Source organism: Wolbachia endosymbiont of Protocalliphora sialia, assembly GCF_053891855.1.
Genome location: NZ_JAIUJX010000003.1, coordinates 141,242 through 162,121, shown reverse-complemented (window position 1 = coordinate 162,121; position 20,880 = coordinate 141,242). Strand labels below are relative to the sequence as shown.

General features: G+C 33.4%; 16 protein-coding genes, 1 tRNA gene and 6 pseudogenes. 10 read left to right on the top strand and 13 right to left on the bottom strand.

Features of this window, described 5'->3' with window-relative positions:
• The first annotated feature begins 76 nt into the window (after positions 1 to 76).
• Positions 77 to 1,033 (top strand): annotated as a pseudogene (locus LB100_RS02760) (IS256 family transposase).
• Positions 1,034 to 1,231: 198 nt separating this feature from the next.
• Here the strand turns inward: LB100_RS02760 and LB100_RS02755 are convergent.
• Positions 1,232 to 2,104 carry a hypothetical protein gene (locus tag LB100_RS02755; RefSeq protein ID WP_264719520.1) on the bottom strand — a complete coding sequence of 291 codons (873 nt, stop codon included), beginning with the start codon at positions 2,102 to 2,104 and terminating at the stop codon, positions 1,232 to 1,234.
• Between the two features lie 94 nt (positions 2,105 to 2,198).
• Positions 2,199 to 2,570, bottom strand: coding sequence for a glutaredoxin (locus LB100_RS02750; protein ID WP_006015443.1), 372 nt, complete (start codon positions 2,568 to 2,570; stop codon positions 2,199 to 2,201).
• Positions 2,571 to 2,640: 70 nt separating this feature from the next.
• Here LB100_RS02750 and ribF point away from each other — a divergent pair, with 70 nt between their 5' ends.
• From ribF to LB100_RS02720, 6 genes and pseudogenes are all read left to right on the top strand, one after another.
• Complete coding sequence (gene ribF / locus LB100_RS02745; RefSeq protein WP_264337145.1) at positions 2,641 to 3,573, top strand: riboflavin biosynthesis protein RibF; 933 nt, start codon at positions 2,641 to 2,643, stop codon at positions 3,571 to 3,573.
• Positions 3,570 to 4,046 carry a signal peptidase II gene (lspA, locus tag LB100_RS02740; protein WP_007301940.1) on the top strand — a complete coding sequence of 159 codons (477 nt, stop codon included), beginning with the start codon at positions 3,570 to 3,572 and terminating at the stop codon, positions 4,044 to 4,046. The genes ribF and lspA overlap by 4 nt, the downstream gene beginning before the upstream one ends.
• A 4-nt stretch (positions 4,047 to 4,050) precedes the next feature.
• Positions 4,051 to 5,379 carry a M16 family metallopeptidase gene (locus LB100_RS02735; RefSeq protein ID WP_456201334.1) on the top strand — a complete coding sequence of 443 codons (1,329 nt, stop codon included), beginning with the start codon at positions 4,051 to 4,053 and terminating at the stop codon, positions 5,377 to 5,379.
• Complete coding sequence (locus LB100_RS02730; RefSeq protein ID WP_264719524.1) at positions 5,366 to 6,676, top strand: M16 family metallopeptidase; 1,311 nt, start codon at positions 5,366 to 5,368, stop codon at positions 6,674 to 6,676. Before LB100_RS02735 ends, LB100_RS02730 begins: the two co-directional genes overlap by 14 nt.
• A gap of 55 nt (positions 6,677 to 6,731) precedes the next feature.
• Positions 6,732 to 7,547, top strand: coding sequence for a hypothetical protein (locus LB100_RS02725; protein ID WP_456201333.1), 816 nt, complete (start codon positions 6,732 to 6,734; stop codon positions 7,545 to 7,547).
• A gap of 57 nt (positions 7,548 to 7,604) precedes the next feature.
• Positions 7,605 to 8,834, top strand: a pseudogene (locus tag LB100_RS02720) (IS256-like element ISWpi15 family transposase).
• A gap of 39 nt (positions 8,835 to 8,873) precedes the next feature.
• Here LB100_RS02720 and LB100_RS02715 read toward each other — a convergent pair.
• From LB100_RS02715 to purH, 3 genes and pseudogenes are all read right to left on the bottom strand, one after another.
• Positions 8,874 to 9,404 (bottom strand): annotated as a pseudogene (locus LB100_RS02715) (PDDEXK nuclease domain-containing protein); the annotation flags it as partial.
• 52 nt (positions 9,405 to 9,456) lie between these two features.
• Positions 9,457 to 10,275, bottom strand: a pseudogene (locus LB100_RS02710) (transposase family protein).
• Between the two features lie 482 nt (positions 10,276 to 10,757).
• Positions 10,758 to 12,278, bottom strand: coding sequence for a bifunctional phosphoribosylaminoimidazolecarboxamide formyltransferase/IMP cyclohydrolase (purH, locus tag LB100_RS02705; protein WP_456201331.1), 1,521 nt, complete (start codon positions 12,276 to 12,278; stop codon positions 10,758 to 10,760).
• 152 nt (positions 12,279 to 12,430) lie between these two features.
• Here purH and LB100_RS02700 point away from each other — a divergent pair.
• A pseudogene (locus LB100_RS02700) lies at positions 12,431 to 12,586 on the top strand (WPE palindromic element domain-containing protein); the annotation flags it as partial.
• A gap of 87 nt (positions 12,587 to 12,673) precedes the next feature.
• Here the strand turns inward: LB100_RS02700 and fmt are convergent.
• From fmt to LB100_RS02670, 6 genes are all read right to left on the bottom strand, one after another.
• Positions 12,674 to 13,573: a methionyl-tRNA formyltransferase gene (gene fmt, locus LB100_RS02695; RefSeq protein WP_456201330.1), complete on the bottom strand. Its 900-nt coding sequence runs from the start codon at positions 13,571 to 13,573 to the stop codon at positions 12,674 to 12,676.
• Positions 13,574 to 13,585: 12 nt separating this feature from the next.
• On the bottom strand, positions 13,586 to 13,942 hold the full coding sequence (rplT, locus tag LB100_RS02690) for a 50S ribosomal protein L20 (protein ID WP_063630562.1): 357 nt from the start codon (positions 13,940 to 13,942) through the stop codon (positions 13,586 to 13,588).
• Between the two features lie 21 nt (positions 13,943 to 13,963).
• A complete protein-coding gene (rpmI, locus tag LB100_RS02685) occupies positions 13,964 to 14,170 on the bottom strand; it encodes a 50S ribosomal protein L35 (RefSeq protein ID WP_456201328.1) in 207 nt (68 codons plus the stop codon).
• Positions 14,171 to 14,268: 98 nt separating this feature from the next.
• Entirely contained in the window at positions 14,269 to 14,712 is a 444-nt protein-coding gene (locus tag LB100_RS02680; RefSeq protein WP_264719546.1) for a PAS domain-containing protein, read from the bottom strand.
• A gap of 211 nt (positions 14,713 to 14,923) precedes the next feature.
• A complete protein-coding gene (locus tag LB100_RS02675; protein ID WP_456201326.1) occupies positions 14,924 to 15,685 on the bottom strand; it encodes a hypothetical protein in 762 nt (253 codons plus the stop codon).
• 289 nt (positions 15,686 to 15,974) lie between these two features.
• Positions 15,975 to 16,931 carry a hypothetical protein gene (locus LB100_RS02670; RefSeq protein WP_017531827.1) on the bottom strand — a complete coding sequence of 319 codons (957 nt, stop codon included), beginning with the start codon at positions 16,929 to 16,931 and terminating at the stop codon, positions 15,975 to 15,977.
• Between the two features lie 218 nt (positions 16,932 to 17,149).
• Here LB100_RS02670 and alaS point away from each other — a divergent pair, with 218 nt between their 5' ends.
• Together alaS and LB100_RS02660 are read left to right on the top strand one after the other, a co-directional pair.
• A complete protein-coding gene (gene alaS, locus LB100_RS02665; protein ID WP_456201325.1) occupies positions 17,150 to 19,789 on the top strand; it encodes an alanine--tRNA ligase in 2,640 nt (879 codons plus the stop codon).
• A 203-nt stretch (positions 19,790 to 19,992) separates the two neighbouring features.
• Positions 19,993 to 20,064 (top strand) — tRNA-Asn (locus LB100_RS02660).
• Between the two features lie 87 nt (positions 20,065 to 20,151).
• On the opposite strand, the gene LB100_RS02655 is transcribed toward LB100_RS02660, so the two are convergent.
• Positions 20,152 to 20,349, bottom strand: coding sequence for a hypothetical protein (locus tag LB100_RS02655; RefSeq protein WP_456201324.1), 198 nt, complete (start codon positions 20,347 to 20,349; stop codon positions 20,152 to 20,154).
• 102 nt (positions 20,350 to 20,451) lie between these two features.
• Positions 20,452 to 20,742, bottom strand: a pseudogene (locus tag LB100_RS02650) (hypothetical protein); the annotation flags it as partial.
• Positions 20,743 to 20,880 lie beyond the last annotated feature (138 nt).

Here is a 20,880-nt window from a genome sequence, read left to right as displayed (position 1 = left end):
CTTAAAGGGAACGTTCAAAAAACTGCGTCAAAGCGAGAAGTAAAAATAAAATAGAAACAAAAAATGGAGATTTGACATGAGTCAAGTAAATGGAACTACTGGATTGGTAGACTATAAAGAATTAGAAACAAATATTCTATCATCTATACGGGACCATTGATGGGGAGAGATGGTAACAAGGCTACTGGAAGCGAGTCTGGAAGGTACCATTTACCCACTGAAAGAGAAGAGACGGAAAAAACTTTGAGGACAAATATTTGAACTTTTGACACCAAGAGATAGAGAGCGAACCACAGATAGTGAAAAAAAAGGTAAACAACTGAACTTGAGGCAAAAAATATCTGCAGCAGAGATATCTGGAATTACAGATAAATTACTACCTATAATCAATGAATGGTGTAGTCGTCCACTACAATCAATATATCCGATAGTATTCATGATTTTTTAAGGTGAAAGAAGACGGTTGTTGTGTAAGTAAGTGCATGTATAACATATTGGGTATAGATCAAGAAGGCAAAAAGGATGTATTGGGTTTTTATTTGGCTGAAAGAGAAGTTCTGGTTGGGGGTATTAAATGAGCTAAAAGAAAGAGGAGTAGAGGATATTCTAATAGCTTGTATTAAAAAGTTTTCCTGCTGCTATAAATAGCTAAAGCAGAAATGTATAGTACATCAGATAAGAAATTTACTGAAGCAGCAAAAACTTTCATAAGTGATCTGAAGAAAGTATATCAGGCTTCAAGCAGAGAAATTGCTGAAAATTATTTACTCGAGCTGATGGAGCGAAAAATATCCTTTGGTCATAAAATCGTGGCAAAACAATTGGGAAAATTTATTTTAAGTATTTCGGGCCAGTTAGGCGGCTCCACTAATCCTATCGAGGAGACATTTACTAAAACCAAAGGTTCATTTACCAGCTTGTACAAGTTGGTATATTGTGCTATAAGGAAGGTGGAGGAAAAGTGCTGTACATATTAACTATATCTCAGCTCAACATTTTCTTTCTCCACAGATTGAAAATTGAGTTGAACTAAAAATTCGCTTTGACGCAGTTTTTTGAACATTACCTAGCTATTTGAATCTGTCTTAAATCAAAACACTATACAAGATACCATACAACGAAATCATCCCAGTGTTAAACGCTGGGATGACAGAGAGCAGCTCAATTGCTCCACTCAATCAGTAAAAATCAGATATATGTAGACATTGGCTAAAACCATTCCAACAACATTTTAGTGAAACTTAACAAGCTTATCTATAGTTTTAGTGATGATTCTTGGAGTATTTGGAGAGACTTCTGAGCCCAGTTTATTTAACCGCTCTATAGCAAACCCGCTGTTCTCATTTATTATGAAATCACATAAAATATTTTCTATATCTTTAATAACACTTTCATGCTTTCTCAGAGGATGGTTATTCGGATATCTATGAATGGTTTTAATGCTAGAATACTCAACGAAAGCTTGATCTTTAAAAGCAAGTTGTCTCAATTTCTCTTTGAATTTTTCTTCTTCATCTCTTGCTAAAAGGCAAGACTTTATCAGTGATTTTATAATCGAGTTTATAGCCTGATGTATTTCAGAATGCACTATAACTTTGATGATATTTTCTTCCACTATGCAATCATAAGTGCTTTTTTCGCTCTTTAATGACTCTATAAGCATTTTGCTATTTTGCGAATTCAATTCCAGATTCTCTTCACTTATAGGAGTCATTATAAAGGTATTCTTATTTACCCTGATGTAAAATTGTGGCAACCCTTTAGAACAGGCAAATGCTACATCCTTAGACTCAAGTGCGTGATTGTATGAAGAAGAAAGGGTGCTTGCTATAACGCTACTTGGTACTTTCATTCCATGATTACTTAGGTGATTTAACACATTCTCAACATCATGATATGTAAAACCTGTATCTTTTATCAATTCAACAACTTCTATGCAATTGTGTTGTTTATACTCTATTGTCACTTCTTCTGTAAAAAGAGTTTTAGCTGCTATATGCTTATCAAGCACTGTGAAAATCTTGATGAAACTCTCTAAATCCTGTTTGTTAATTAATTCAATACTAATTAAGTTTTTGCTAACAATTATAATATTTTTTATCATTTTTCCCACTAAAAAAACTCACTAGATGAATTGTATTTTTAATTCATTAAAAATTGTTTAAAGTGGGTATGCCAGCAACAGTAAGACAAAAAAATCACATAAAATCTTCATTATGTATTATATTACATCCCTCGTGTTCATCACTGCCGCTTGTGTAAGCTGTTGCATTAATGCTATCTTCATTGTTATTTAACATATTATCCAACTTTCCTTCTTTTTCAAGATCCATCAATTTGTCACATCCAGCAATATGATGTACATAATCACCATTTTCATCAGTAATAAAAATTTGTGGAACTGTCCTGACGTTATATTTTGATTTTATACCATCAAACAAATCCGAGTTTCTAAGTACATCAATTTCTTCGTATTTCACACCTTTTTCATCCAATAACTCTTTTGCTTTCTTGCAGAATGGGCAGTACTTCTTCACATATATTACAACTTTTCCTTTAGTGTTTTTCACGATTTATCTCCATAGTTCATAAAATACAACTATTATATATAAAAAATATATATATAAAATATCAAATTGTATGAAAATTATTTACAACTGTGAGCAAGGGATAAAAGATAATGTGGCACTAACTTTCGGAAATTTTGATGGCGTTCATTTAGGACATAAGTTTGCAATTTCCAATCTAAAGGAGGTAGCACAAGAAAGAGGATTACCCTCTGCAGTTTTAACTTTTGAGCCTCACCCATCAACTGTTTTATTTAGTAGGAACAATTTTAGGTTAATAGACCAAGAACAAAAAAAGGAACTAATCAGCAGCTATGGTATAGATTACTTGTATATTATTAATTTTAGTAGAGGTTTTTCTGAGGTTAGCTGCGATGACTTTATTGGTAAGATTTTGGTAAAGAAGTATGGTGCTAAACATATCACTGTTGGAGAAAGTTGTACTTTTGGTCACAAACGATTGGGTAACATATTAACTCTAGAAAAATATTCTCAGATGTATGAATATTCTTTAACTAAATTAGAGCCATTGATAATCGATAGAAAAATTTGCTCTTCTTCCTCAATCAGGGAGTGTTTACAAAAAGGCGAAATAGAAATTGCTAATAAATTGCTTGGTAGGTCTTATCAAGTTTCTGGTATTGTAACAAAAGGTGCATGTAGAGGTAGAGAAATAGGGTTTCCAACCATAAACATTCCGATAGAAGATTACATGATAAAACCTAAGCTTGGTACATATTACGCCAAAGTTGCATTTTCTGAAAATAGTTCAAGTTGGCTATATGGAGTAGTCAACATTGGTATGAGACCTACATTTAAGGACTTAAAAAAACCTATAGTAGAAATGCATATATTTGACTTCAACGAAAATGTATACAATTTTAAGGTTGACATACAACTTTTAAAATTTATTAGGGCAGAAAAAAAATTCCATAGTATTAACGAGTTAACAAAACAGATAGACCGTGATATAATGAAGGCTTACCAGTTAAAGATAAACTTATGAAAAGGATATGTTTAGTTATTATATTGATTATAGTATCATTCGATCAAACAAGTAAATTGTATATAAACTCATTGATTGATGAGGGGGAGTCAATCGAGATTACTAGTTTTATGAAATTAGTTGAAGTTTGGAATTCAGGAATTAGCTTTGGAATGTGTAGTACTCTGCCGCATGGCAGCTTCTTTTTTTCGGCATGTTCAATATTAATAATTGGTATACTTGCATACTTGATATATAAATCTAATGATAAGTCAATTTACCTTAGTTTTTCTCTGATGATTGGTGGAGCGATCGGAAATGTAATTGATAGAATCTATTGGGGCGCTGTATATGATTTCATATATTTTCATATCAATGATTGGTATTGGCCAGCCTTTAATTTAGCTGATCTATCTATAGTTTGTGGAATGTGTACATTGTTATATAAGTGGTATATATATGATAGGTCTATCTCTAAGCAAAATGAGGAATGAAATAATGCTTCGCAAATTCTTTAGTTTTTTTATACTATCTGTGTTTTTTTTCATTTGTCCGATTTCTTTGGAAGCTGAAATCATAAAGCATGCTAAGCTCAGTAACGGATTGGATGTTTATGTAGTACCTAATCACCGAATTCCAGCTGTTTTTCATGCAATAATATATAAAGTTGGGGGAATGGATGACCCAATTGGCAAAGCAGGATTGGCTCACTACTTTGAACACTTAATGTTTGAAACTACAGGAAAATTTAAAGACATAGAATCCACTTTGGGCAGCATTGGGGCCCAATTTAATGCTTTTACCACTAAAGAATACACCTGCTACTACGAATTAGTTCTCAAAAAAGATTTACCACTAGCAATGGAAATTGAAGCAGACAGAATGGGCAATTTTGATGTTACTCAAGACAAAATAGATAGAGAAAAAAATATCGTATTAGAAGAAAGAAAGATGAGATTTGATAATAATCCTGAAGCTTTACTATGGGAGGAAATGAACAGTGCATTTTATCGTAATGGTTATGGTAGGTCTGTTATTGGTTGGGAGAGCGATATTAAAACTTACAATCAAGATGACATAACAAGGTTTCATGATAACTATTATCATCCAGGTAATGCTATACTGCTCGTTGTTGGTGATGTAGAATTTGAAGAAGTAGCGGAATTAGCAAAGGAAAAATATGGTGTAATTAAAGCTGAGCCTGTAGTTAAGCATTATCCGAACCAAGATTCAATACATAATGCAGATATATCGGTAATTTTAGAAAGCACTGAAGTGAAAGAGCCAGTTTTATACTTTCGCTATAGTGTTCCTTTATTTGAGCAAATAAGTGAAACTTTTCCTGTTGATTTGGCAGTTGATGTTTTGGGGAATGGCAAGTCTAGTAAGCTATATAAAGATTTAGTTCTAGATAAGAATGTAGCAGTAGAAGTGTTTGCTTATTATAATAGCTTAGCTTTTAGTAATGGTTACATTGAGATTCGGGTAACTCCAAAAAGCGGGGTGAATTTGGATGATGTTGCAAGAGAGTTAGATAATTCTATTAATCACTTTACCTCTGAAGGAATAACAAGTGAAGAGTTGCAAAGTACAAAGTCTAAATACAAAGCAGCACAGTTTGATAATCTATCTGATTTAACTAATATAGCAATGTTTTATATACCACGTCTAGCACTAGGTATTCCACTTGATGAAATAGACATTTCATATAGCAAAATTAATGATATCAATCTAGAGAACGTAAATAACAAAATTTATACTATCTTTTCTACTAATAAATTAGTCGGTCGTTTGCTACCAAAAGGAGGTAATAATGAAGATAAGTAAATATGTATTTCTATTTTTTTTCTGTCTAGGCTTTAATTTGCAAGCAAGCGGTCACCTAAATGTAGAGGAGGTTACTACTAATAAAGGACTTAAGTTTTTATTTGTTGAAAACCATGATCTACCAAAAGTTTCACTTAATATATCATTCAAAGATGCAGGTTGTGTGTATGAAAATATAAAAAAGCAGGGGCTTGCTTGGTTTACTTCTCTTGTAATTCAAGAAGGAGCAGGAAAAAATGATGCCAAAGATTTTGTAAAAAAGCTTGAGGATAAAGGAATTAGTTTAAATTTTATTGCTGGTTTAGAAGCATTTAGGATTTCATTAAATACTTTATCTGAAAATCTAGAGGATGCAATTTCACTACTGAGTGATGCTATAATGCGTCCTAAAGTTGATCCTGAAGGATTGAATAGAGTTTTTGAAAAAGCCAAAGTAAACTTTAATAATTTTGAAAAAGATCCTTATTTTATTGCTGCAAAAGAGTTGGATACGTTGTTGTTCAAAAAACATCCTTACTCAAGAAATCCATATGGAATTCTAGACACTATAATGAGCATTACTAGAGACGATGTTTTAACATACATAAAGCGTAGTTTTACTAAGGATAATATCGTTATTAGTGTTGTTGGTTGTGCAACAAAAGAAGAAGTTAGTACGCTGCTTGATAAATATTTATCTAAGTTACCATCAAAAAGATCGAAAGTTAGGAAGATATCTGTAAAAAATGAATTTGGGCCTGCAGAAAGTAAGAGCGTTTTTATGGATATACCACAGAGTGTAATACTTTTTGCTCAAAAAGGCATAGCATATGAAGACCCTAATTACTATAATGCTAGTGTTTTGATTAATGCGCTTGGTGGTATGGGGCTGAATTCAATATTAATGAAGGAATTGAGACAAAATCTAGGTATTACTTATGGTATTAGTGCAAGTAATATTACAAATAAACATGGGAATGTTATATCTGGATTTATAAGTACTGACAGTTCCACTGCTGATAAAGCTATATTAGCATTAAAAGATACCTTTAGCAGAATAAAAAATGAAGGAATGGACGAGCAATTGTTCAAGGATACAAAAATCAGTTTAGTAAATAACTTTACCTTCTCTTTTCTATCCAATAATGTAAGTATAGCAATGCTATTGGATAATATGCAGATAAATGATCGTGATGTTAACAATATAAATAATTATACGAATATCATTAATGATGTTCAATTGGAGGAAGTAAATAAGCTGGCAAATTCTTTGCTTGATCCCGAAAATTTATTTTTTGTTAAGGTTGGAAGAAAGTAAATCATTACTACAGCATAGTTGAAATTTTAACCATATTTCTTTATAATTTAGATATATGATTGACTTTTATGTTCAGGTGAAAAACGATACTGCAAGAGAAAGCAAAAAAACTCCAATTGCTTTGTTAAATCCTTTAATAACGATATTTTCTGTTATCAACACAGGTGTGTTGATAATCATCAAGTTGATACATATTACAAGTCAACAGATAGGTATGGCGGGCATAATGCTTGGTAATATTGGCACAGGTGTTTTTTTTAGCTCAATATCCCTAATTTCAAGCATGTACTCTTTTTTTGACTATTTTAGAGAAAAAAGCTTATATAAAAAATGTAATTACAAGAGAACATTAGAACAAAAAAGAAGGGATAAATATAGAATTCAAGGTATTTGTTGGGATATTCTGTGCGATATATTATTTTTAACAGGCGCTGCAGTTTCTATTGCTTTATTTAGTAGTCCTATAGTTCTTTTTGTTACTGCACCTCTTGTTACATTGGGCTGTATAGTAATGACTGGTAACATAACTAACTCTATTTATCATCAAGTTAAAAACTTTAAAATTCATCTTTCACAATTTTCAAAAGAGGAGCAGAAAGAGCTGTATATAGAGATGAAAAAAGAAATAAATTTATCACGCCTTCATAGAATTATAGCAAAAGTACTACCTGATGTATTAGTATTAGCAAAATTGCACGCTAATCATGAGAATAAAGAAAGGCGAAAAGAGGTTCAGCATTTAAAAGAAATGCTGAAAGAAGGCAATCGAAAACCAATCGACGATGATACATCTGATAAGGTTATTGAAATGAAAAAAGAAAAACATATCGAGCAAAAAAGCTCCAACCCTAAAGTTGGGAGTGTTAAATAAACTGTGTCAAACCGAAAAAAAAGTAATAAGTTGATATAAAAAAATGGAGGTTTGACAATGAGTCAGAAAGTAGTAAACAGAACTACCGGTTTGGTAGATTATAAAGAATTAGAAACAAATATCCTGTCGTCTATACGAGAAGGAAGACCGTTGACAGGAAGAGATGGAGCATTAACACCGTTTATAAAAAAGTTGCTGGAGGTAAGCTTGGAAGGTGAAATAGAAAACCACTTATCGGCTGAAAGCGAAGAGAATAATCGAAGAAATGGGAGGAATGCAAAGACTTTACGTACAAGCGCAGGGTCATTTGAGCTTTTGACGCCAAGAGATAGGGAAGGAAGTTTCGAACCACAAATAGTCAAAAAAAGGCAAACAAACTTACATCCAGAGCTTGAAACGAAGATTTTGAGCACATTTGCCAGTGGTATGGGCTATAGAGATATAGTGTCACATGTTGAGGAAATTTATGATCACAAAATATCGGCGGCAGAGATATCAAGTATTACTGACAAATTGCTACCAGTAATCAACGAATGGCGTAGTCGCCCGCTGCAGTCTGTATATCCGATAGTTTTCATGGATGGCATGTTTTTTAAAGTCAAAGAGGACGGGCATTGCGTAAGTAAATGCATGTATAACATATTAGGCATAGATCAAAATGGCAAAAAAGAAGTATTAGGTTTTTATTTGGCTGAAAGTGAAGGAGCTAACTTCTGGTTGGGAGTGCTAAATGACCTCAAAGAAAGAGGAGTAGAGATATCCTTATTGCCTGCGTTGATGGGCTAAAAAGCTTTTCTGCAGCTATAAACAGTGTCTTTCCTAATGCGGAAGTGCAGATGTGTATAGTGCATCAGATACGCAACTCACTGAAGTATGTGGCCGGTAAAGATGCGAAGAGTTTTTTGAGCGATTTAAAGAAGGTATATCAAGCTTCAAGCAAGGAAATTGCCGAGAATTATCTGTTAGAATTGGATGAAAAATGGGGCACAAAGTACCCTATGGTTATAAAATCTTGGCAGAATAATTGGGAAAACTTGTCTGGTTATTTTAAGTATTCTGGTCCAGTTAGGAGGATAATCTACACCACCAATCCCATAGAGGGGCTACATAGGCAAATTAGGAAATTCACTAAGACCAAAGGCTCATTTACCAGCATAAATGCCTTGTATAAGCAGGTATATTGTGCTATAAAGAAGGCAGAGGAAAAGTGCTGTACATGATTGGGCATTAACTATCTCTCAACTTGATGTTTTCTTTCCTGGCAGATTGAAAATTGAGTTGAACTAAAAATGCGGTTTGACACAGTTTATTTAACACTCCCAATTAATCTATGTAGAAATCGTCATCGCCAACATCTAAATGAAATTGTCTACCAACAAACGCAAAGCCTTCTCCTAGCTCAAGTAAAAACTTCTCTACATGGCCTACAAGTCCTTTTTCTACTTTTCTTTCATGAGCACCCTTTCCTATACTTAAAAAGTCAAAAATATATGGATCTTTTAATGTATAGTGTGCTAGATCTGATTGAGGTGAAGGTAACTTCTCTTTAAAATTAGTGATAGCCTTTCCCTGACGCTTATGCAGCCCAAGTTCAATCTGCATTACCATGATGTTTCTTGACCAGCCATGTTCAATTGCTTCTTTTATATAAAACAACCTTGTTTCTCGACTCTCTATCTTTTCTAAAAGAGTAACATTATGGTACCAAGTTAATTGTGCAAGAGGCTCCTGCACAAATTCAATATCAGAATACTCCTCAGCAAACTTACGCATATACTTCAAATTTCTAGGACTAAAACCTTTCATTTCTGGAAATGCGCTTCTTAAATCCTTACTTAGCTGATCTATAGACCTGCTGCGGATCAAGCGATAAAAAGAAGGAAAGGAGGGTGACTAAAATGAAGGTTAACTAAAAGGCGTGCTTAAGATTTACAATACCAGCAATAATATTGAACCTCAGGTTATATTTTTTCTGAAAATTGCGATAAACATTCGACATAATCTTAAATATCTTTATCTCTCGGATCTTGTTTTCTACTCTCATTCTAAATGATTTCTATTATGCTCTTTCTGCTCTGGAGTTAATGGCTTTTTACGATACTTTTTATATGACATTGCTTTGCAATTTTTGCTAACCTTGATATCCAGAATCGGTATGTTTTATGCTATCAAGTGGTAAATATTTTTCTTGTTTCCTTATGCGAAAATCACTAATTCTACCACGGTATGACTTTGACACTGATAAAATTCTTCCTCCTTCTTCGATAATAATCTCAGTTTTCATAGTGTTGGTTCTTTCTTTTCCTGAATATGATTTCTTCCGTTTTTTACTATCTTCTGGTCTCTGTATTTGCTGTTCTGTAACATCAGCCAAAATCTTCAGTATTTTTTCTGGCGTCATACTTCTATCTTTTGTTATAGTCACTTTTTTGGCGAGTAATGGCTCTATTCTCTTAAGTAACCTACATACATTTGCATTGTGTACATTGAATAGGCATCCTAAAAATCTATGCGTTATGTAAGTGCGATAGTACAAAATTATGCAAAACAACTTATCTTCCAGAGTTGGTAGTTTTGATCTTCTACCATGACACTTTTTCTGTTTTTCAAGTTTTTCCCATCCAGACCTCACTTTTTCCACTACTTTTTTGAACTCCTCTATAGTTAAACCTGTTATATTACGAAAGTTTCTTGGGTGTTTTTTCATATTATAGTAACTAAAGCTCATTTTTTTCCTTACTTGATCTGCTTATTCTTCTTCTACCTCTCTCACATCATTTTTTCAATCACCTTTTGCAGCAGGTCTTTTGATGCAATTTGTAACCCCTATATCACCCCAAATTATAGCTTTTATGAATCATCAATTACTCAATTTTCTCTTCCTTTTCTGTTTCAATTATTTGCCATTTCATTGAAAAATTTGTTGAGGTAATTTGATAAGCAAGTTATTTTATTCATCATTAGTTCTCTCACTAAAATATATCCGAGAGAATTTTATATCTTCTTATCCTATCTTCTTCATACCTTTATTTCCTTAACTTGACCCTTATGCTTTTTTGAACGTTCCCTTTTTAGATTTAGAAAAATATTAGAGCATTAAACTGTATTAAACAAGATTCTGATAGTTAGTTTTGACTACGTCGATTCTTCTGTAAGATTAAGTCTTGTCTTTTACAACTGTGGGGGTATAATTTTGACAGGATACAAAGCTTAATGGAGAAAGTTACGAATATCAGTGAAAAACATGGCAATTTTATTCTCATTTGCAGCTGCTATCACGTCTTGATCTTTCAATGAGCCACCTGGCTGAATTATAGCTGTAATTCCATGCTTTGCACTTTCTACTATACTATCTGGAAATGGAAAAAATGCATCTGAAGCAAGCGCTGCGCCTTTACATTTTTCACCTGCTTTTTTTACTGCAATATTCACACTATCTATTCTGCTTGTTTGTCCTGCACCGATGCCAATAGCACAACCGTCTTTTGCTATCACTATTGCATTGGATTTTACATGTTTACATATTTTCCAAGCAAAAATAAGATCTTCCTTCTCTTTTTTTGTCGTAGTGCATTCTGTCACTCGGTTTATTTCTTCTACTTTTACTGTATGGTTATTATTTTCTTGCACTAAGAACCCGCCAACAACATTTTTGATTTGATATTTTGCATTTTGCTGAAGAGATTGATGAATAATCACTCTTAAATTTTTCTTTTTTTGTAAAATTTTTAGTGCCTCATTGTTTACCGATGGTGCTATCACCACTTCCAAAAATATCTCGTTTAATTTCTCTGCTAGCTTTAAATCTATCTCCCGATTGAAAGCAACTATTCCACCAAAACTGCTTATTTCATCACATGATAGAGCTTTTTCATATGCTTTTAAAGCACTATCACTAACAGCAGCGCCACATGGATTATTGTGCTTTATTATCACTGCTGCAGGTTCTTGAAACTCAGAAATTATGTTAAGTGCAGACTCTATGTCGACTATATTATTATAGCTCAACTCTTTTCCATGTATTTTCTCCAGTGGATACTTGCTAAATTGATTGCTATAAAATGCAGCTTTTTGATGAGGATTTTCACCATATCTGAGTCCTTGTGCTTTACATCCATATAAAGTAAAAAACTCTGGTAACTCATTGCTTTTACCCTGTGATAAAAACCAATTGTAAATATTAGAATCATACTGTGCAGTCAGAGCAAATGCTTTAGTTGCTAGATGTTTTCTATATTCTAATGTTGTCTGATTGTTATTTTTGATCATCTCAGCTTTCAGTGTTTCGTAATCTTGAATGCTAGAAATCACTGAAGTGAAATGAAAGTTTTTTGCTGTAGCTCTAATTAATGCTACTCCACCTATATCTATTTGTTCTATGATTTGCTTCTCACTTGAGTTGCTATTAACCGTTTTCCAAAATGGATATAAGTTAGTTATAAGCAGATCTATCGGCTTAATTTCTAGATTCTGCATTTCCTTTTCGTGCCTTTTTCGATCACAGAGTATTCCTCCATGAATTTTAGGATGTAAAGTTTTCACTCTACCACCCAGTATTTCTGGAAATTGTGTGTAATCTGAAACTTCTTGCGTTTTTATTCCCGCACCTGATAGCACTTTATAAGTATTCCCTGTTGAGAGAATTTCTATTTGTTGCTGCATCAAAAACGATGCAAGTTCAATTATATTTGTCTTATCGTATACTGATATTAAAGCTCTTTTAATTTTCATATGGAAGGTTTCTTAAGATTATATCTAAGAAAAGAAAATTTGTCTATATATAGCTACTACGTCATACCACTGCGGTATCTCGTTGTAGATTCCGCTAACAAGCACATAGCTGTACGAACATTGTGATACAAGAGACCAAGAAAGATGTCATCCCAGTCCCCAGACACTGGGATCCAGAAAACTTCACTTTAAATGAGCACACCAGGTGGCTGTACAATAGAAACTGGATTCCAGTGTCAAGCACTGGAATGACACCATCTACTACTCAAATTACCTGCAAATTGCAATGTTCGTACACCAAAACGCGGTATCTTGTTGTAGATTCCGCTAACAAGCAGCGGAATACCAAATTGTAGAAGTTGCTTTAGCTCTCCTCACCCTCCTTTCAAAGTAGTCTATTCTATAAATTTTTTTGTTAAACTTGATTTTAAGCCACGAACAAAATCTTTAATATCGCAAGGATTTCTTCCTTCCATTTGTACAACTTTAGGAATTAAAGTACCACCTTTTAAACTTATATGCATATTATCATTAATGATCTCACCTTGTCCTGAAGTGAAGGCTTCAAATTCAGCATCAAGTATCTTGATACGTTTGTTCTCTACCTTAATGAATGCTTTTGGATAAAATGCTTTAACCTTTCTATAAGCAATTTCACAGGCGTCACTTGCGTAAATTTTATAGTCTTTTACTTTGTCAGCATAGCACGCATCGTTATCGCTCTGTTTTAAGGGAACTTGCTTTTCAATTTCGTTTAGTACTTTCAGCAGTAAATCACTACCTAATTCAGACAATTTATCATACAACGTCTTATAATTATCGCTTTTTTCAATAAGAAATTTTTTCTGTTTTAAAATAGGGCCAGAATCTAATCCTTCATCTAGCTGCATAATGCTAACTCCGGTTTCTTGATCTCCGGCTAAAATTGTGTGCTGTATCGGAGCTGCACCGCGCCACCTAGGCAGCAATGATGGATGAATATTAATACAACCATATTTGGGAATATTTAAAATTTCTTTTGGAAGTATCAATCCATACGCAGCAACAACTGCAACGTCTGGCTTAAAATTTCCAAACTTTTCTTGCTCTATCGAAGATTTTAAAGAGGCAGGAGTGCATACCTCTATGTCACTTTTTTCAGCAACGATGTGTACTGGGGATTTTGTTAACCTCTGCCCACGTCCAGAAGGTTTTGGAGCTTTGGTATATACTGCTACTATTTCACTCTGTAATTTCAATAGTAAGTTTAACGCACCAACAGCAAACTTCGGTGACCCCATGAAAATAATTCTCATGGTGTTTTTGCTTTAAGCTAACTTACTATTTACAATTTCTATTAATTTAGCAAAATCATCCTTATGATTAACAGCCATCTCAGCAAGAATTTTCCTATTTAAATCAATTTCAGCAAGTTTAAGACCATGCATAAATCTACCGTAAGTAAGTCCATGTTCTCTTACTGCTGCATTAATACGTATTATCCACAAACCACGAAAATCACGTTTACAGGTTCTTCTGTCTCTGTAAGCATATTGGAGTGCTTTTTCAACTCTTTGTAATGCAATTCTATAACAATTTTTTGCCCGTCCTCTATAACCCTTTGCTAGTTTCAATATTTTTTTATGACGAGCATGAGTAGTGACTCCACGTTTTACTCGAGCCATTTTTATTTTACCTCCATTTTGTTAAATACCATAAGGCATATAAAGCTTAACTATACGCGAGTCAGATTTATTAAGAATCGTCGTACCACGCTGATTACGAATATTAGATTTACTTCTCTTTACCATACCATGTCTTTTACCTGACTGAGTAGAGATGACTTTACCCTTAGCTGTAAGGCGAAAGCGCTTTTTAACAGGAGATTTGGTTTTTAATTTTATTCTCTTCATATTCCAAATAAATTTACAAACACTACTATTGAGTTCTTTAATAGTAATTAAGTATGAGTATAGATAATTTTATTAAAGAATCAAATTAAAATTGTATATTAAAGGAGTTTAAAAGTAATTACGCCCAATATGTGTGTTATACCTTCTTTATTCCCAAGTGGCAACAATACTTGCCTCATTTTAACACTTTCACTTTCTTCCTCTTCATTGATTGGGCATTTACTCTCTATTACAGTCTCAAGTTTATCAATAACTGCATCTATTTTATATAGCCGCAAAAATGGTGCATCAATTGCATACTTATCATCGATGTACATCTTTTTTTCAAAACCATAGAATTCAATAGCTTTTTCTCCTGCATTTTCACAAATATAACCTCGATCTTTAACTTCAATGATAAAACAATGCTGCCATGACTCCATGATTTCTGCAGTGTCTATTTCATGTCTTTCTGGCCATTCTCTATCTGATCCTTTTATATCACTCCAATGTTGAGTAACTATATTCACTATTCTTCTTTCTTTGCCTGCATAATTTTCCATTCGAAATTCCACATATAAAACACAGATATGAGGTAAATTTATCGTGAATGTATTGATTTTTTCTTACTAAAGGATGTAGATTATTGAAAATTCTCATCCTGTTTACACAACAGGTAATGATAAATTAAGTATAATAATTAGAGCATAAAAATTATTAAATGAGGAAACTGTAAAAAAATAATAAAAAAATTCTATTTTTGCAATATTTTGGCTAACGAATAGAATTAGTTCCACTTTCTAAAGTTATTGCACTTAATAAATAACTAGATGGAGTTTCTTCCTTAGCACTACTATGGCTTTTATTTTTTCTATTATAAAACCAACATTTAAATGGTACAGCTGCTGCGATAGCTGCTACCAAAGCTACTGTTACTGCTAACATACCTACTGTGAACACTATATTATTTTTCTCGTTTGAAGGTGTTTCCAATAATTTAAACTCTCTCAAGTTTGTATCATGAATCATAGGATTACCCAAAATATTCGTCGTATTTTGAACACTTTCTATATTTCGCATTGTAATTCCATTGCTAGCGTTTGATTTTTTCATTTCTTCCATTACTTGTTTTAAGTTTGGTAGTTCTGCTGTTGTATTTTCAATATCACCAGCTTCCAGCTTTTGCAAGTTCTCATTACTCAAAAACTCTTTGAGATACTTTTCATAAAACTCTTTGGCATTATATCTTTTATAACTTCGTATTTTTCCACTCTTGAAATCAGAAACAATATCATCAATCATCACTTTTGGATTTTCTGCATGCACTATTTCTCCTTCAGCAACAAGAATACGATAAGATGTATCGTCAAGCATACATACATACTTAAGTTTTAAATCACCTCCTCCCAATAGAAAATATATTGTTCTGTTTTGTTCTACATCTCGCAATTCTGATTCAATACTAATCCATCTATTCCTTTTTTCCTTATTGATTGATCTTTTTTTTCCTACAGTATTTTTAAATCTTCTTGACATATATGACCCCCAAGCTGACCAATATTTCCTTATGTATAAAAGATAAATTATTTAAGTCCACATCTTTTCACTAAGATTTTTATATTTTTATTATACTAAATAATACATATATTAATATCTGAATTTCTCATTGCAATTTATTATACCTTAGTAAAAACGATATAAAATTAGAGAAAGAGTTATAAAATTTTTTGTAAGACAGGAAAATTTCTTCTCCTTTGGTTCCAGAGCATATAAGTGCTGTAAGAGCTAAGTTGATGGCACTGTTGTGCCATCAAACTCTGGAATCTTACTCGACACTAATCTGAGAAGATAGATGTGCTACCGATGTAGCATTGCTGAGCAAAGATTCTATTTCTGATGTAGATCCGGAATGCTCAAATTGAGCTTGTTCAGGAAGGTTTTTCATCGCTTTTTCAACATCGTAGCTACCTTCCCTATTTTTTCTATGCCATACAAAGTATCCTAATCCTGCAAAAGCTACTGCTAGCACTCCACCCAATATACCACCAGCAATCCCTGCTATTCCTATATACTGTCCTCCATTTATTTCGGGTAATTTAGGCCCTTCCACATCTGTGCTATTAAATATAGAATGATCTAACACTTCTTGTGAATTACTATCAAAACGGGAAACACTACTTATATCTTCAGGAGTAATTCCATAACTAGCATTTGATTCTTCTATTTCATTTATTACGTCATTAATCTCTTTAGTAGTTACTTTGCTTGATGCAAAATCGAATTCTTGTTTTGTTAAAGAAGCTGATTCGATAGTTACATCTTCCTGCATCTGATAATCAATTTCTTCAGTAGTAGATTCTCTCAATTGGCTATTTTCATCAGTTCTTTCTTTTAGCTTTTTTGAACTATCCTTACCCAATTCATCTACAAGGTTTTTTAGATATATTTTCTTAAATTCTCTATAATTATATTCTTTACCTTTTTCTATTTCTCCACTCTTAAGACCTAAAATAATTCCATCTATTGTCGATTCACGAATTGCTTGAGGAATGTCTATTGAATTTACTATTCCTGTAACCAAGCCTATCTCAGCTGCTCTAGAAGATATAGAGAGGTCTTTTACTGTTAAATTCTCTCCTTTAATTAAAAATTCTACTCTTCTGTTTTGTTTTATACTTTCCAAGTCAGATACAATTCTAATTGTTGGACCATCCATCTCCTGCTTATTTGTTGTTTCTCTCTTTCGCATGCTATTCTTAGTGTTTTGGAATTTTTTTGGCATTTCACACTCCTTAAATTAATTAACAAAAATATTATTTGAATTAACAAATACTTCTCTATGTTAGTGGATAAAATATTTAAACCTATATCTTTTTATTAAAATTTTTATGTAAAAGTTACCTTTATTATACTAAGTAATGTATATATTAATATTTAGATTGATAAATTGATTTTACTTCTGTTACAACTTATTATGCATAGATAACCTCAGTAAAAACGATGAAGCTAAACGAAATTAGAGAAAGATTTATAAAATTTTTTGTAAATAATAATCATGAGCAAGTTCCTTCTTCTCCTTTGATTCCAGAGCATGATCCAACACTCATGTTTACAAATGCTGGTATGGTACAGTTCAAAAACATCTTTACCGGCACGCAAAAAACTGAAATGAAACGTGCCGTCTCAAGTCAAAAGTGTCTCAGAGCAGGTGGTAAACACAATGATCTTGAAAATGTTGGCTATACATCTCGGCATCACACATTTTTTGAAATGCTCGGAAATTTTAGCTTTGGTGATTACTTTAAAGAAACTGCGATAGAATTTGCGTGGAAATTTATTACTGAAGAATTGTCTCTTGATAAAAACAGACTATCCATAACTGTTTACCACACTGATGATGAAGCATATGAAATTTGGCGTAAGATAAGTGGCTTTTCAGATGATAAAATCATAAGAATTACAACAGATGATAACTTTTGGAGCATGGGCAATACTGGTCCATGTGGCCCATGTTCTGAAATCTTTTACGATCATGGAAATTCCGCTTTACATGAAGACGACAGAATTGTTGAAATTTGGAATCTGGTATTCATGGAATTTAATAAAGATGAAGAAGGTAATTTACAAAAATTACCAAAAAAATGCATCGATACCGGAATGGGTCTTGAAAGAATAGCAGCTGTTATGCAAAACGTCCATGATAACTATGATATCGACCTATTTTCTGCTCTGGTAAGTAAATCGCAAGAGTACTGTGGAAATACGGAAAACAAAGTAGCTCATAAGATTATCGCAGATCACCTTCGTGCAGCTGCATTTCTCATCGCAGAAGGAGTGCTTCCTGGAAACGAAGGCAGGAATTACGTATTACGCAGATTAATTAGGAGAGCAGCACGTTATATCCACCTACTTGGATATAATGATTCTTTATTGCATCTTGTTTTTCCTGCACTCATAGATGGCACAAATTTGGCTTATATGGGAGATGTTTATCCAGAGCTAATCAGAGCTAAAAGCTTAATAGAAACGACGTTAAAATCAGAGGAAGAAAACTTTAAAGACACTTTAATGAAAGTCATTAATCTCTTGGACAAATTTACTGCAGATTTAAAATCAGGTGACACTCTATCTGGAGAATCAGCATTCAAACTATATGACACTTATGGATTTCCTTTGGATATCACACTTGATATTTTGAAAGAAAGGAAAATAAATTTTGACCAAAAAGGTTTTGATAATGCAATGAAAGAGCAAAAAGAAAGAGCACGTGCTAATTGGACTGGATCTGGTGAAAAGTCTGTTGAACAAGTATGGTTTAATTTAATCGATCAGTTTGGCAAAACGGAATTTGTTGGTTATGAACGTGATGAAGTAAAGGATGCAACAGTACTCGCAATAATTTCCTCTAAAAATGAATTAATTGATTCTGCAAAAGAAGGAGAAAAGATAACTATTATACTTGATAAAACACCTTTTTATGGAGAGTCAGGTGGACAAGTGGGAGATATTGGAAAGTTCCTTCTTGTCATCCCAGTACTTGATACTGGGATCCAGATTCCAGCGTCACGCGCTGGAATGACACCAGATTTAGGCGTAATCATAGTGGAAAATACCAACAAGATTAATGACCTATATTTACACAGATGTATAGTGGAGTCTGGTTCAGTTCGTAAAGGTGATACAGTTACAGCTAGTATTAACAAAAAAAGAAGACAAGACTTAAGCAGAAATCATTCAGCTACACATCTTCTACACTTTGCACTCAGAAAAATCTTAGGTGATCACGTTACTCAAAAAGGTTCTCTAGTCGCACCAAATAGACTAAGATTTGACTTTAGTCACAATAAGCCAGTCACTCAGGATCAGCTGTCTTCAGTAGAAGATATAGTAAACTCTCTAATCAGAGAAAACCTTTCTAGGTCTACAAAAGTTCAAGGTATGGATCAGGCAATAGACGAAGGAGCGATGGCCTTATTTGGTGAAAAATATGGTGATAAGGTTAGGGTTATAAAAATTGGAGACTCAAAAGAATTATGTGGCGGTACACACGTGGAACGTACTGGAGAAATTGGTTTGTTTAAGATAGCAGCAGAATGTTCCGTTGCATCTGGAGTAAGAAGAATTGAAGCGTTAACCAGTCAAGAAGCAATTAATTATGTACGCAATAACGAAATTAGCTTAAAAAAAGTTGCAGAATTCGTAAAAGCACCAGTAAATGAAATAACAAGTCGACTCAGTATTTTAAGCCAAGAGCGCAAAGAATTTGAAGTCAAAATAAAAAATCTTTATAAAAAGCTTATCAGTGTAGAAAATATAAAAAGCACCGAAATAAATGGAATAAATTTCGTAAGCCACACTTTCAATAACGTTCCAGGAAGTATAATAAGGGAATTTGCTCTACAGCAACAAAAACCGAAAACTGTAATAGCCTTCACGGTAACAGAAAAGGATAAAACAGTTTTGATTGTCAAAGTAAGTAAAGATTTAACTAATAAGATCAATGCAAAAGAGCTAGTATCTACTGTAACCAGAAGGGATTGCGGTGGAAATGCCGAACTTGCCCAAACAGGCTGTGATAACAATAAAATAGATGATGCCATTACAGCAATCCATAGCAAAATAACAGCTTGCAAAAACTAATACACTCTACTGCCTCGGTATCTTTTAACCATGAGCGAAGGTGTTATGCAAATCGGGGTAGAGAAGACTTAACTGTCAAATGAGCATATCAGGTAATAAGAACTGGATTACAGCTCCATGCTCTGGAATGATATCTAGGTTTAAAGTCCACATAAAAACCATTTACAATCTACGTTCAATATGATAAGTTGAAAACAGTTTATTCCTCGGTAGCTCAGTGGTAGAGCAGTTGGCTGTTAACCAATTGGTCGCTGGTTCGAATCCGGCCCGGGGAGCACTATTTTATACAATCTGTACATTTCACTTTTAGCCCAAAATTCACTACCTTTTTTTTGTCTCTTAAACAGACAAAACGTGTGAAGTTATATAGTTTTAAAGCCTTTACTGTCAAAATGCAAAGATGTCTGCGCTTCACTTAGCTTGCTATCTGGCTCCTCTCCTATTTTTCTTTTATTACATTTCCTTTTTAATTGAGGAAGGACATTTTTTGGCAATGTTTCATCAATACTGCAATAATTGTAAATGAGCGAAGTAAGACGCACCAAATTTCCACTCGCCAAAGTCTGTGCACCTCTGTAATTAATGCTGTTATCATATACTTTAAGCGTAATAAGATTTGTAAGATTCCCACTCGCTAAAGCCTCTGCACCTTTGTCACTGATTTCATTCCATCCTAAACTCAGTAAAGTAAGCTTTTGAAGGTTTCCACTTGCTAAAGCTTTTGCCCCCCTATCGCCAATTTTATTATCATATAATTTAAGCTCAGTAAGACTTGTAAGATTTCCACTGGCTAAAGCCTCTACACCTTCATCACCAATTTCGTTTCCTCCTAAATCAAGCGAAGTAAGATTTATAAGATTCCCGCTTGCTAAAATCTTCGCACCTTCTGTACCAATACAACAGCAACTTAGATCAAGTGAAGTAAGATGAGAAAGCTGAGCTAATTCTTTTATAACTTCACAATCAATGCTTGAATATCGTAAAATAAGCTTTCTAATGTGTGTACTATTTTTAAAAAATTTACGAACTTGTTTGCATTAACCATAGCGCTTGATGTTACTAAAGTATTACCTTTTATATATTGGCTAGAG

Bases quoted from the DNA above. Each gene is read 5' to 3' on its own strand.
- LB100_RS02755 (WP_264719520.1), bottom strand. From the start codon at position 2,104: ATGATAAAAAATATTATAATTGTTAGCAAAAACTTAATTAGTATTGAA.
- ribF (WP_264337145.1), top strand. From the start codon at position 2,641: ATGAAAATTATTTACAACTGTGAGCAAGGGATAAAAGATAATGTGGCA.
- lspA (WP_007301940.1), top strand. From the start codon at position 3,570: ATGAAAAGGATATGTTTAGTTATTATATTGATTATAGTATCATTCGAT.
- LB100_RS02735 (WP_456201334.1), top strand. From the start codon at position 4,051: ATGCTTCGCAAATTCTTTAGTTTTTTTATACTATCTGTGTTTTTTTTC.
- LB100_RS02730 (WP_264719524.1), top strand. From the start codon at position 5,366: ATGAAGATAAGTAAATATGTATTTCTATTTTTTTTCTGTCTAGGCTTT.
- LB100_RS02725 (WP_456201333.1), top strand. From the start codon at position 6,732: ATGATTGACTTTTATGTTCAGGTGAAAAACGATACTGCAAGAGAAAGC.
- purH (WP_456201331.1), bottom strand. From the start codon at position 12,278: ATGAAAATTAAAAGAGCTTTAATATCAGTATACGATAAGACAAATATA.
- fmt (WP_456201330.1), bottom strand. From the start codon at position 13,573: ATGAGAATTATTTTCATGGGGTCACCGAAGTTTGCTGTTGGTGCGTTA.
- rplT (WP_063630562.1), bottom strand. From the start codon at position 13,942: ATGGCTCGAGTAAAACGTGGAGTCACTACTCATGCTCGTCATAAAAAA.
- rpmI (WP_456201328.1), bottom strand. From the start codon at position 14,170: ATGAAGAGAATAAAATTAAAAACCAAATCTCCTGTTAAAAAGCGCTTT.
- LB100_RS02680 (WP_264719546.1), bottom strand. From the start codon at position 14,712: ATGGAAAATTATGCAGGCAAAGAAAGAAGAATAGTGAATATAGTTACT.
- LB100_RS02675 (WP_456201326.1), bottom strand. From the start codon at position 15,685: ATGTCAAGAAGATTTAAAAATACTGTAGGAAAAAAAAGATCAATCAAT.
- LB100_RS02670 (WP_017531827.1), bottom strand. From the start codon at position 16,931: ATGCCAAAAAAATTCCAAAACACTAAGAATAGCATGCGAAAGAGAGAA.
- alaS (WP_456201325.1), top strand. From the start codon at position 17,150: ATGAAGCTAAACGAAATTAGAGAAAGATTTATAAAATTTTTTGTAAAT.